This is a genomic window from Zymomonas mobilis (genome assembly GCF_006715975.1).
GTDB lineage: Bacteria > Pseudomonadota > Alphaproteobacteria > Sphingomonadales > Sphingomonadaceae > Zymomonas > Zymomonas mobilis_B.
Genome location: NZ_VFOF01000001.1, coordinates 1425211 through 1437941, shown reverse-complemented (window position 1 = coordinate 1437941; position 12731 = coordinate 1425211). Strand labels below are relative to the sequence as shown.

Below are 12731 nucleotides of genomic sequence, written 5' to 3'. Positions count from 1 at the left end.
ATCTGCTCTTTTCATGCCCTTATAACGAAAATGGCAACATCGGAATAAGTCCGTTTAGCGCGTTTTCCGCTGCTGATTTAATACTTCATAAGCCATAATAGCTCCCGCTACCGCGACATTGAGGCTATCTGCACGGCCTTTCATCGGTATTTTAACCAGATGGTCACAGGCATCTTCATATTCGGCAGGCAAACCCTGCGCTTCATTTCCGACCAAAACAAAGCTCGGCTTTTGATAACGCGGTTCCTGATAATCTTGGGTTGCGCGCAAACTGGTGCCGATCAGGTCACCTTCACCTTCTCGTAACCAGACAATAAAGTCTTCCCAACGGGCAGTTGCAATTTTTTGGGTAAACAGCGCGCCCATGGTGGCACGCACTGCTTCAACCGAAAAAGGATCAACACAGTCATCAATCAAGATTAATCCGCCCGCACCGACGGCATCACCCGTGCGTAACAACGTTCCCAGATTGCCGGGATCTCTTAAGGATTGCGCCACTAACCAAAGCGGGGCTTGCGTGCGATCAATCGCTGACAAGGGCAGGGTAAAGCTTTCAAAAATGCCGATAACCGTCTGGGGATTATCTTTCCCTGACAGTTTATGCAAAATGTCGCGGCTAGTTTCGATCGCTTCGCCGCCATTCTGCTCAACTGCATCGATTAATTGCCCGACCAAAGGATGATCGGCACTATCAGCGGCAAAGAAAATATAAACTGGAATAAAACCCGCTTCACGGGCTTCGGTCAGAATACGTAAGCCTTCAGCTAAAAACAGTCCTTCTTCACGGCGATGTTTTTTATCGCGCAAGGAACGAACTCGTTTAATAAGCGGATTTGAAAAGGCGGTAATAGCTCTAGGCATGAAAAAACGGACAGTCCTTAATTATTCTTCACCGAATTTCTGCTCGACCAGATCGGCCAAGGCACTCACGGCGCGATCGGCACCAACACCCGAAGCATAAATCGTTACATAATCACCAATGGCGGCACCCAACATCATCAACCCCATAATAGAGGTACCAACGACCTTGTTGCCGTCTTTTTCGACTTCGATCATTGCCGACTGGGCTGATGCCAAGGCCACAAAGCGAGCGCTCGCTCGAGCATGAAGGCCGCGTTTATTGGTTATCTGCACTTTGCGCGTAACGGAGGTCATAATGATTCGCCTAATATTTCAGAAGCTACCGAGATATATTTCCGTCCGGCTTCGCGGGCGGCAGCCACCGCAGCCTGAACATCTTGCTGTCTGCGGGCGCGTTCCAGCCTGATTAGCATGGGCAGATTGATACCTGCAATAACCTCGACTTTGCCCGGTTGCATTAAAGAAATTGCTAGATTTGAAGGCGTTCCACCAAACAAATCCGTTAACAAAATAACACCGTCTCCGGTTTCAACTTCTGCAATAGCCTTGGCTATATCGGCGCGCCGGTTTTCCATATCATCATCCGGGCCTATACAAATAGCCGCAACAGCTTCCTGTTTTCCGACAACATGTTCCATGGCTGTGACAAATTCTGCCGCCAGCCCGCCATGCGTTACTAACACCAATCCGATCATGAATTGCTCATCCGCCTTGATATGCCTTTCCTGCCCGTATCCCGTCTGATTGCGATTCGAGCAGAGGTAGTTTGAGGTCACGATGTGTAATAGTGAGAGAAAAATGCGCCTGACGCAACTGAGCCGCTATCCACTCCGCAACATAAACAGATCGGTGACGTCCACCTGTGCAAGCAAAAGCAATAACAATATAACTTTTTCCCGTGTTTATATAGCGTGGTAACAAAAAGAGAAGCAGATCTTTAATTTTTGTAACAGCCGGTAAAAAAGACGGGTCTTCTTCGATATATTCCGAAATCTCTGAATCAAGTCCAGTTAAAGAACGTAAATCCTTTTCCCAATAAGGGTTTCTCAAAAACCGCATGTCGAATAACAAATCACAATTACAGGGAATCCCGCGCGAAAATCCGAAAGATAAAATCGAAACATTCGGGGCAACGCTGTTTTCTGGTGCGAATTGCTGTCTTAATTCGGTTTGCAGGCTATGGCTGCTGGTGGTGGTCGTATCAATCAGGAAATCAGCAATTTCTCTGACGGGAGTCAAAAATTCACGCTCTTCCGAAATGCCGTCTTCCATCGGTCGATCAAGCGCCAATGGATGCCGTCGCCTTGTCGTATCAAAACGCCGCATCAATTCGCTGTCGGAACAATCCAAAAACAGAATATCAATCGGCTGGCTATGATGGTGGCGGAGTTGTTCGACCCCTTTCAAAAAGGCTTCAACCGTAAAACCACGGGTGCGGCTATCAATACCTAAGGCCAAAGGCCGCCCCGTATAGGCGGTTACCGATGAAGGCGGAGTGAGAATAAGCCGCTCTAACAAAGAAAGCGGTAAATTATCGACCGTTTCCCAGCCCATATCCTCAAAGGTGCGAAGCGCCGTTGATTTTCCAGCGCCCGACAATCCCGTTACCAGAATGATGCGCGCAGGCGGAGCCGCAGACGGGGGGACAGCAGAAGACAAATCATTCCGGTTCATACGTAAGATATCCTCTTTGATCTCAATTCTTTAGCAGAATATCCCCGACCAGACACGCTATTTTCATTTCAACCTTAATTGGGGCTGACGCTTCAAAGGCATTAATAGTGATCGCTGGTAGAGCCCGACCTAAAATTTTTATCGAAGAATCCTTCTCCGGCATTCTCTCAACATCGCCTTCCAAGATAATCGCCAAAGCTAATTTGGCCTTGGGGCAAAAGGGCAGGGTGACAACCCCCAAGCCTCTTATTTCCAATAAACCGGCAATATTTTTGGGTGCTGTCGCTGTTAAAATATTTTCTTTGGGTTTGATATCGATCAGGCTGTAATCATCGCTTACCAATTTGGCTCCACGATCTATTAACCGCAAAGCAAGGTCGGATTTCCCGCTGCCGGATGGGCCAATCAAAAGGACACCTTGATTCTTAACCAACACAGTAGTTGCATGAATCAAGGCCGATGATTCGTTTGAACCACCGGCCTTGCGGGTATTTTCAGTAGTTACAGAAGACATCTCAATTAGAACGCTTTAGCCAAAGATCTCATGAAGATAATCAAAGTCTAAAGCGATATAAAATAGATATTCCAAAACCGCCTTCATTGGCAAAAATTTTTGTCCATTTAGGTCTGTATTTCAACAGTATCCTATCCAATTTCTAGGCTTTTCTACTCTGGGGGGCATGGATCACCGGAGCCGCCGGTAAATGGACAATAAAGCTGGCGCCCGACTTCCCTTGAGATCTCTTGGTGACTTCAATGGTGCCATGATGTGCTTCGACCGTTGCCTTGGCGATTGCCAGACCTAATCCGCTATGACGGCCAAAGGCTTCCTGACTCGGACGGACAGAATGAAACCGGCGGAAAATTTCTTCCTTGGCATCATCCGGCACACCGGGGCCTTCATCTTCGACACGAATAACGACATCTTCTTTGTCACGGGTTGTGGTAATCGTCACCAGACCATCGCGGGGTGAAAATGAGATTGCATTATCAATCAAATTCTCAACTACGCGGGTAAGGCGCGTGCCATCCCCCAAAACAACAGCAATGCCGGATTGAGGCCGCGCAAAAGCAATTCTGACATCGGCGGCATCTGGCCGTCTTTCGCAATGCTGGGTAACACCTTGGATTAGCGGGCCCAAATCAATGACTTCAAAGCTAGAACGCGCCATTTCAGCATCGACACGCGAAGCTTCCGAAATATCGGTAATTAGGCGATCTAACCGCTGGATATCATCACGGATAACGCTAATTAACTGCTGCCGTAAATGATCGTCCTTAATCATTTCCAGACTGTCGACAGCCGACCGTAGCGAAGCCAACGGGTTTTTTAGCTCATGGGTCACGTCGGCCGCAAAAGCTTCTGTTGCATCAATCCGCTGTTGCAAGGCAGTATTCATATCCGACAGCGATCTGGCCAACAAACCGATTTCGTCTCGACGTGCAGGCAAGCGAGGCACTTTCACTTCTCTTGCCCGTCCTAAACGGACACGAACGGCGGCCTTAGCAAGGCTTTTTAACGGATGAACAATTGTCCGCGCCAAGAATAAAGACAAAGCCACAGAAACACAGGTAACGACCAACAAAACGATCATTGCCCAAAAACGCTGCCGTCTTACTTTATGGGTAATATAGCGGGGATTGTCGGTCGCGAATAAAGTCGTTCCGTTTTTACCAACCGGTGCCGCAATCGAAATTAACGGCGTGCGGTCGGCGGCCCATCTTATCTGGGCGGCCATTTTATTCTGACTATGGGCAGTCACCGCTTCCGGCCATGCCTCTAACCGGTCGTATTTCGGTTCCTGATAATAGCTTAACGGGGTGGCATGAACGACCGTATCGTTGATGCGATCCATCAGCCGCGCCAAATGATGCTGCCAATCATCCTTTTTCGGATCATGGATAACATAACTGGGCTTGCCGCTGTTCCAGCTATCAAAAACCCGATCGCCTTTGGCGCTGAAAATACGGATGCGAAAACCGGTCTGCTGCCCCATTCTGTCAACCAGACTATCCCAGTTCGCTTCAGGCGTATTTTCGAGATTATCGGTGATAAGCTCGACCATAGCCTTATATTTACCGGTCTGAAGGCCGGTAAGGCGATCTCGGTATTGGGCGACATAGAAAAAAGTGCCTGCAAAGATCAGAAGGACGAAAATATTCACCGCAAGAATGCGCGCCGTCAGCGACCAACGGGCTGACCAACCCAATGCAAGCTCGTTTCGCCGCCAATGATGGCGGGATGCAGCGTCTTCTTCTTTATTCTTCGGCAAACCGGTAGCCGATACCATAGAGCGTCTCTATACTTTTGAATTGATTATCTGCCTGACGGAATTTACGCCGCAGGCGTTTTATATGGCTGTCTATGGTGCGATCATCGACATAGACGTCATCCTGATAGGCGGTATCCATCAATTGGTCACGCGATTTTACAAAACCGGGACGCTGTGCCAAGGCCTCTAAAATAAGAAACTCTGTCACCGTCAATGAAATATCCTGCCCATCCCATGATACTTGATGGCGGTCTGGGTCCATTACCAAACGGCCTCTGACGATGATATGGCTATCATTGGCAGGGCTGTTTTCGTCTAATTGCTGATATCTTGCTTCGGTGCGCCGTAACAAGGCACGGATACGCGCCATCAACAAGCGTAAAGAAAACGGTTTGGCAATATAATCATCCGCACCGGATGCCAAACCCAAGGCTTCATCTAGCTCATCATCTTTGGAAGTCAGAAAAATGACCGGCACCATGCTCTTTTCGCGCAACCGCCGCAAAACCTCCATTCCGTCCATGATCGGCATTTTGATATCAAGCACAACCAGATCGGGGGGCGTTTCCAGCAAAGCATTCAGCGCAGTCTTGCCATCAGAATATACTCTGACAGAAAAACCCTCTGACTGAAGCGTCATAGAAACAGAGGCTAAAATGTTGCGGTCGTCATCGACCAAGGCGATTGAAGCAGTCATTTATTTTCGCTCTACTGCATAAATATGATGAATATGGCAACTATTATCCGCCAAATTTTTTGTTCTTTTGCTCGGCTTGATCGGTTCTCTGATTTATTTCCGCTTCTAACAACGGGTTTAAACAAAAAATGCAAAATAAATAAGGAAAAACCCTATTAGAGTGCTGGAAAGCAAAGCGATCCCATTATATAGGGCTATGAATCTTATTGCCCAATCAGATCCTTATGAATTTCTATGATAAGGTTTTGAACGGGCCTGATCCGGGGGATTCACAATGGAAATCAGTCTAGGCCTCACTTTTGACGATGTATTACTTCGTCCTGCGGCATCTGATGTTCTTCCCAGTCAGGCCGACCTCCGTACCAACCTGACACGGGAAATTTCACTTAACATTCCGATGCTTTCTTCGGCCATGGATACGGTAACCGAAGCTAAAATGGGCATCGTCATGGCACAGCTTGGCGGTCTTGGCGTTTTACATCGCAATATGACGGTGCAAGAACAGGCCGAAGCCGTGCGTCAGGTCAAACGCTTTGAAAGCGGTATGGTCGTTAATCCGATCACGATTACGCCTGACAGCAATCTGCGTGAAGCACGCGCGCTGATGAATAAATATCAGATTTCCGGTATTCCGGTTGTCGAGGCTTCTGGCCGTCTGGCCGGTATCCTGACGAATCGCGATGTCCGCTTTGCCGAACATCTCGAACAGCCTGTCTCGGAACTGATGACCCACGAAAATCTGGCGACTGTCAAACCGGGCGTCACGCAGGATGAAGCACGTCGCTTGCTCCATCAGCGCCGAATTGAAAAGCTGTTGGTTGTTGATGACAATTATCACTGTCTCGGCCTGATCACGGTCAAAGATATCGAAAAATCAGTCGCTTATCCAAACGCAACCAAAGATCCGTCGGGTCGTCTCCGTATCGCTGCCGCTACGACGGTCGGTGATTCCGGTTTCGAACGCGCCGAAGCTTTGATCGACGCTGAATGCGATTTGATCGTCATTGATACGGCTCACGGTCATAACCTCAATGTTGGTCGCTCTGTCGAACGCTTGAAAAAGCTGTCCAGCAAAATTCAGGTCGTTGCCGGTAACGTTGCAACGCCAGAAGCCACGCGCTTCCTGATCGATTCTGGTGCAGATGCTGTTAAAATCGGTATTGGCCCGGGTTCTATTTGCACGACCCGCGTTGTTGCCGGTGTCGGTGTGCCTCAGTTAACCGCCGTTATGGAATCCGCTAAAGAAGCGGCTAAATCCAATATCCCGATTATTGCTGATGGTGGTCTTCGGACTTCTGGTGACTTGGCCAAGGCGCTTGCCGCTGGTGCTTCGACTGTTATGGTCGGTTCACTTCTGGCTGGTACCGAAGAAGCTCCGGGTGAAACCTTCATCTATCAGGGCCGCTCCTATAAATCCTATCGCGGTATGGGCTCTGTCGGTGCTATGGCATTGGGTTCAGCTGATCGTTACTTCCAGCAGGATGTAAAAGATCAAATGAAACTGGTTCCAGAAGGTATCGAAGGTCAGGTGCCTTACAAGGGTGCCGCTTCTGCTGTTATCCATCAGTTGATGGGTGGCATCAAAGCCGCTATGGGCTACACGGGTTCTGCAACCATTCCCGAATTACAAAAACGGGGTAAATTTGTCCGCATCACCAATGCCGGCTTGAATGAAAGCCATGTGCATGATGTGTCCATCACCCGTGAAGCCCCTAACTATCCGCTTCGCTAGAAGCATCATTAACGATCAAAAGGAGTCTTGGCGGTGATCCCTCAAGCAAGAGTAGAAGCCGCCATTGAACTGCTCGACCAGATTACTCGGGCGGTGCGTGAAGAAGGTTCTGCGGCAGATCGATTGGTCAGCCAATATTTCAAAACGCGCCGCTATGCTGGTTCGAAAGATCGTGCGGCTATTCGTGAATTGGTTTATCGGGCAATTCGTCATACAGGCAATTGTCCGGCCAATGGTCGGGCGGCTATGGTTCGTCTCGCCTATGATGACCCCGAATTGGCCGCATTATTTGATGGTGATGGATCAACGCGCGCACCAAAGCCGATAACGCCTAGAGAACGGGCGGAAGCCGCTCGTTTATCAGAAGAAAATACGTCTTTGCTGCCCGCATGGTTGGTAGACAAGATGAATGAAAGCGACATCGACCCAGATGAGCAAAATGCTCTTTTGGGACGTGCGCCGTTGGATATTCGCTTTAATCCCCATTTAATTGATCTCGATACTGTGCTCGAATCCTTCCCAGAAGGTCAGCCTTTACCCAATCTTCCTTACGCCATTCGGCTACCGGAAGGATCAAAGGTCGATCAATCTCCGCTTTGGAAAGCAGGGGCTATCGAAATACAAGATGCGGGTTCGCAATGGGCGACTTTTATCTGCCAAGCGAAAGCGGGTATGAATGTCCTCGATCTTTGCGCAGGGGCAGGGGGCAAAACGCTGGCTTTGGCCAGTGATATGCTCGCTGATAATGCGGATACCGATCTTAATCTGATCGCCTGTGATACGGATAGAAACCGTTTGTCTCGATTACAGCCTCGCGCTGAACGGGCAAAACTTCCGAATATTGAACAACGTCTTCTTAATCCAAAAGAAGAAGATCTCGCTCTGGAAGACCTGACCCATCGGGCAAATCTGGTTTTGGTAGATGCCCCTTGCTCTGGCAGCGGAACATGGCGGCGGAATCCGGAAGCTCGCTGGCGCTTGACACCGGCTCGGTTGCAACGCGTGATCGAAACCCAAAGCAATCTTTTGGATATTGCTTCTCGACTGGTTCATCCGGGCGGCTATCTGGTCTATGTGGTCTGTTCGTTACTTGATGACGAAGGCACTAATCAAATTGCGGCTTTTCTGGATCGCCATCCCGATTGGGAAGTCGAAAATTCAGATGTTCCCGCAGGCACTTTTCGTGGCAATGGTCGCCGTTTTACGGTTCTTAAAGATCAAACTGACGGCTTTTTTGTCAGTCGGTTGCGCTATATTGGGTCTTAAAAACAGAATAAAAAGGCCGAAATCATCAAGATATCGGCCTTTTTCTTCCTATCCAAAATGGTGAATGAAGCTATTTCACTTGTCTGATTCCGTCTTTATCGCATAATAACTATTCGTTGCGGTGGATAGATAGTCGGGTTAGACTTTTGGCAAGCGGCCTTATGGGTTGTAATGGATATTCTTCTTCAGTTTGCTTCTTTTCCGGAGAAAATAATGAATTTTTCGCCTCTAGCCCTTGTCCTGTCTCTGACATTGGCATCCGGAACACCTCAAATTTCTCATGGCAAACCCGATAACCAAATCAATCCTTACTCAACCAATCTGGTGCTTCAGGCTGAAAAATCACAAAAAGAAGGCCATTTAGTAGACGCGTCGCAACTTCTTGAAAGCGCGTTGGCTGTCGATCCTCGCAATAAAAACGCGTTTATGGCTTTAGGACATATTGCCGCAGTCCAATGCTTAAACGGAAAAGCCATTCGTTTTTATCAGGAAGCGCTCAATATCGATCCCACTGATGTCAATAGCTTGGCCGCTCAAGGGGAAGCCATGGTTGCAAAAGGTGCCATAGCAAGAGCGCAGCAAAATCTTGATAAAATCAAAAAAATCTGCGGGCAAGAATGTCCTGCCTCTACCCAATTGACGGCGGCCATTGCGAAAGGCGCACCGCCTGCTCACGAGGTAAAAACGGCGGATAACGATAATTCTATAAAAACAGACACTGACGCTTCAAAAACAGCAACGCCTGTAAAATCGACCTCCGAACCTTCTGCTACGCCCGCCAAAAGCATTGAAAAATAAAAATAAATACTTCTTTATTATATTCTTCTTGTAAAAATATCTAATTATTTTCTTTCAGAAAATCTAATAGAAAAGGCTTTGTCACAAAGCCTTTTCTGTCTGCCTTTTTTGTGTATCTCCACCTCTGCTTCTGCCTGTCAGGCAAACGCATACTGATGCAGTAAACCAATATTGCATGGTTTTCCGCGATCTTTTGTTGATCACCATTATGGGAAGATGTTTGCTGGACCGTTACAAAATTTTTCAGAACAGCGACATTTTCACTTCTATGCTCGGCAAATAGTCGGTCAAAAACCCGCTTTGCGGTTTACCTGTTATCAGGCTGATATTCGCCTAGAATTTGGCAATTGCTTCGCCCTATTCACTTTATTTTTTGCATAAAGATAAAGCTATTATCTTTGCTCTGCATAAATTATTAGCATGCTTTGCAGCAAAAATACTTGATAGTATACTCAACGATCTTGTAATCACGCTTTCGCAAGATCATCACTCCCTAGGTCAACCACCATGTCTCAAACAGCGTCTTTCCAAAATAAGAGGTCAGCTCCTCTCATAGCCATTGTGGGTGCTGATGGAAGCGGCAAGACGACTGTGGGTCAAGAACTGCTCGACTGGCTACAGACCATGCGCCCGACGGCTTTTTGCCATCTTGGGAAGCAAACCGGAAATTGGGGACGGGCTATTGCGCGTCTGCCTTTTGTTGGCAAAAAACTTGATAAGCAAGTGATTGCCCGCTCATCAAAAGCAAGAGACGAAAAAGGGGCAGGGGCTGCTGTTTCCGCGATTATCTTTATTCTTTCAATGCGTCGGGTGTTCCGTTTTATGCGGATGCAAAGGTTACACCGTAAAGGCTTTACAATTTTAACCGACCGCTATCCGCAAGCCGTGGTTCCTGGCCCGATGGACGGCCCGGGTCTTGTCGCCAGAAGCCCGAAAGGGATGATTGCTCGCTTTTTGACACGGCAAGAACAGGCCCTATATAACTGGATGGCATCCTATCCACCGGATATTGTTATCCGGCTTAATGTTGATCTTGGAACCGCTCTCAAGCGTAAACCCGATCATCGCCCCGCCTCCTTAGAACGAAAAGTAAGGGATGTTCCCCGATTGACTTTTAACGGAGCGCCTATCCTCGATCTGGATAGCACCGAACCCCTCGATCAAGTAATTAGAAAGGCTAAGGAAGCTATTCTCGCGACCATTGCACGCTATGACCAAGCAACCGCCAAGTAAACCTATGGAATTATTATTGGATAAGAAAAATCTGCCGATTGAAGGGGCGTCGTCTAAAGAAATTGACGTCCCACGCGGTAAACTGATTGCGCTTGTCGGATGTGATGGAAGTGGGAAGTCCAGCCTCACTACGGATCTTATTTCTGCTATAAAAAAAGACTCTCCAGTCAAACGCTATTATCTTGGCTTGGGCTCTGGTGACCTTGGCAGAAAAATTGGACAGATTCCATTGGTCGGTCGATGGATCGAAAATATGCTGCAACAACGGGCAGCGGCAACCCGTACAAAAGGGAAAAAAATTCCGGGCGTCATGACGGCACTGGTCGTTTACTTCTTTTCCTTGCGGCGGTTTTTCTCCTATCTCAAAATGAGACGCGTTCTAAAATCGGGCGTTACCGTCATTACTGATCGCTATCCGCAAGCTGAAATCGCTGGACAATGTGATGGCCCGGGGCTGTCGGCAGCAAAAGCAGGTAATCGCTTTGTGGGATGGCTGGTGCGTTCAGAAGCCGGTCTTTACCAACGCATGGCCTCTTTTAGGCCTGATCTCGTCTTACGTCTGGATGTGGATCCCGACACGGCTCACGCCCGTAAACCTGATCACGATATCGAAGCACTCCGCACAAAATCGGAAATCATGCAGCATCTGACTTTCGGTGGCGCGCATATGGAAATTATCGACGCTACTCGTCCTTATGATGTGGTCTGGAAAGATATTGTGCGTCGGGTTCAACCCTATGTTTCGGTTGATCTGGTTTCCACTCGCAAATAGCAAAACCGCCCAATCTGCTACAACTAGGCCATTTCAGGCCTCTGCATCCAATCTCTACAGGGTAAGAAAAGGCAAAAATAGCCTATGTCAGGATGGTTGAAAGACCGCGTTTTTCGAACTGTTCTGAAAAACGCAGGATATCTCGGATCAACGAAACTGATCGGTGCGCTCATCGGATTGGGCGCGCTTATCGGTGCAGGTCGTATGCTGACACCGGTTGAATTTGGTACCTTAATGCTGATTCATACCTATGCCTTGGGGGTAGGGGCATTAACCAAATTCCAAAGCTGGCAAATGATTTTAAAATTCGGTGCCCGTCCTTATGAACAGGGTAACCGTAATATTGTCATGAAGGCTATTCGCTTCGCCGTTGGTCTCGATATGGCCTCTGGCGTGTTTGGCATGATTGTCGGCATGGCTATTTTGTTTTTTGCGGCTTCTTTTGTTGGTATTGGGCCCCAATACACGCCTATTGCCCTTTTATATTGCACGCTTGTTCCGACCATGTCCTCTGCAACGCCAACTGGCGTTTTGCGTCTGGTTGGGCGTTTTGATCTTATTGCTAGGCAACAAATCGTAACACCGCTTTTGCGTGGCCTCGGCACTCTCGTGGCATGGCTATTCGGATTGGGTTTCACCAGCTTCGTTGCCTCATGGTATATTGCTGATATTGCCGGCGATCTGGTTCTGTGGCTCATGACCGTCAAAGAATTACGCGAACGGGATATGCAATCTTCTTTGCGCCCCAGTCTCCGTTCTGCACCGTCGGCCTTACCTGGCGTCTGGAATTTTGTGTGGTTAACCAATCTTAATACGACCTTGGATGCCTGTTGGTCGCCTGTCGGCAATTTGATCGTTGGTGGTATTCTGGGACCCGCTGCGGCAGGACGCTATAAAATCGCTACGACGTTATTGGATTCAGCCATCAAACCGGCGCGCTTTTTGGAAAAAGGCTTCTATCCGGAAATCATGCGTCTCGATCCCAAAAGCCGCCATCCTTGGCATTTGGCCGTGAGAACGGGGCTACTCTCCGGTGGCATTGGGCTGTGCCTAATGCTGGCTATTTTGATCGGTGGCAAACCGCTGATCAGCCTTTTCGGTCATAAATATGCCGAAGCTTCAACCTTGATGACTCTCATGTCTCCGGCCTTGGTTATTTCAATGTCCTGTTTCCCGCTTGAATCCTTGCTCTATATGGCAGGTCAGGCGAAAGCCGTCCTCGTCGCGCAAATTATATCGGTCGTCACCTATATTACTGCATTGGTCTGCTTAACGCATAGCTTTGGCCTTCATGGTGCGGGCATATCCTATATTCTTGGTGTCTTCTTATTAAATATTTTAGCCATGATCCCCGCCATTATCGGCTATACGCGTCGGCATCTTCTAGAATCTGAAACTATCCAATCTGAAATACCGAATTAAAGA

At 48.2% G+C, this 12731-nt stretch carries 13 protein-coding genes; 6 read left to right on the top strand and 7 right to left on the bottom strand.

Going from position 1 to position 12731, the window contains the following annotated elements; translation table 11 throughout:
- Nucleotides 1–54: 54 nt before the first annotated feature.
- From FBY58_RS06315 to FBY58_RS06285, 7 genes are all read right to left on the bottom strand, one after another.
- Nucleotides 55–861, bottom strand: a complete 807-nt coding sequence (locus FBY58_RS06315) for an RNA methyltransferase (RefSeq protein WP_141919997.1) — start codon at nucleotides 859–861, stop codon at nucleotides 55–57.
- Between the two features lie 21 nt (nucleotides 862–882).
- Nucleotides 883–1155: an HPr family phosphocarrier protein gene (locus FBY58_RS06310; RefSeq protein ID WP_141919995.1), complete on the bottom strand. Its 273-nt coding sequence runs from the start codon at nucleotides 1153–1155 to the stop codon at nucleotides 883–885.
- The gene (locus tag FBY58_RS06305) at nucleotides 1152–1556 is read right to left on the bottom strand and encodes a PTS sugar transporter subunit IIA (RefSeq protein WP_141919994.1); all 405 of its coding nucleotides are present in this window, start codon (nucleotides 1554–1556) and stop codon (nucleotides 1152–1154) included. The genes FBY58_RS06310 and FBY58_RS06305 overlap by 4 nt, the downstream gene beginning before the upstream one ends.
- Nucleotides 1557–1563: 7 nt before the next feature.
- On the bottom strand, nucleotides 1564–2535 hold the full coding sequence (gene rapZ, locus FBY58_RS06300) for an RNase adapter RapZ (protein ID WP_141919993.1): 972 nt from the start codon (nucleotides 2533–2535) through the stop codon (nucleotides 1564–1566).
- A gap of 22 nt (nucleotides 2536–2557) precedes the next feature.
- The gene (locus FBY58_RS06295; RefSeq protein ID WP_141919991.1) at nucleotides 2558–3049 is read right to left on the bottom strand and encodes an HPr kinase/phosphorylase; all 492 of its coding nucleotides are present in this window, start codon (nucleotides 3047–3049) and stop codon (nucleotides 2558–2560) included.
- A gap of 142 nt (nucleotides 3050–3191) precedes the next feature.
- Nucleotides 3192–4826, bottom strand: coding sequence for a stimulus-sensing domain-containing protein (locus FBY58_RS06290; RefSeq protein ID WP_141919990.1), 1635 nt, complete (start codon nucleotides 4824–4826; stop codon nucleotides 3192–3194).
- Nucleotides 4795–5505, bottom strand: coding sequence for a response regulator transcription factor (locus FBY58_RS06285; RefSeq protein WP_141919989.1), 711 nt, complete (start codon nucleotides 5503–5505; stop codon nucleotides 4795–4797). Before FBY58_RS06285 ends, FBY58_RS06290 begins: the two co-directional genes overlap by 32 nt.
- A gap of 274 nt (nucleotides 5506–5779) precedes the next feature.
- On the opposite strand from FBY58_RS06285, the gene guaB reads away from it, so the two are divergent.
- The 6 genes from guaB (at nucleotide 5780) to FBY58_RS06255 (ending at nucleotide 12728) form a co-directional block, all read left to right on the top strand.
- Nucleotides 5780–7237 carry an IMP dehydrogenase gene (guaB, locus tag FBY58_RS06280; protein ID WP_141919988.1) on the top strand — a complete coding sequence of 486 codons (1458 nt, stop codon included), beginning with the start codon at nucleotides 5780–5782 and terminating at the stop codon, nucleotides 7235–7237.
- 33 nt (nucleotides 7238–7270) lie between these two features.
- Complete coding sequence (locus FBY58_RS06275; protein ID WP_141920641.1) at nucleotides 7271–8503, top strand: RsmB/NOP family class I SAM-dependent RNA methyltransferase; 1233 nt, start codon at nucleotides 7271–7273, stop codon at nucleotides 8501–8503.
- A gap of 213 nt (nucleotides 8504–8716) precedes the next feature.
- Entirely contained in the window at nucleotides 8717–9301 is a 585-nt protein-coding gene (locus FBY58_RS06270) for a M48 family metallopeptidase (RefSeq protein WP_141919987.1), read from the top strand.
- Between the two features lie 507 nt (nucleotides 9302–9808).
- Nucleotides 9809–10534, top strand: a complete 726-nt coding sequence (locus FBY58_RS06265) for a nucleoside triphosphate hydrolase (RefSeq protein WP_141919986.1) — start codon at nucleotides 9809–9811, stop codon at nucleotides 10532–10534.
- Entirely contained in the window at nucleotides 10512–11306 is a 795-nt protein-coding gene (locus FBY58_RS06260; protein ID WP_260432127.1) for a hypothetical protein, read from the top strand. The genes FBY58_RS06265 and FBY58_RS06260 overlap by 23 nt, the downstream gene beginning before the upstream one ends.
- An 84-nt stretch (nucleotides 11307–11390) precedes the next feature.
- Nucleotides 11391–12728, top strand: coding sequence for a lipopolysaccharide biosynthesis protein (locus tag FBY58_RS06255; protein ID WP_141919985.1), 1338 nt, complete (start codon nucleotides 11391–11393; stop codon nucleotides 12726–12728).
- Nucleotides 12729–12731: the final 3 nt, after the last annotated feature.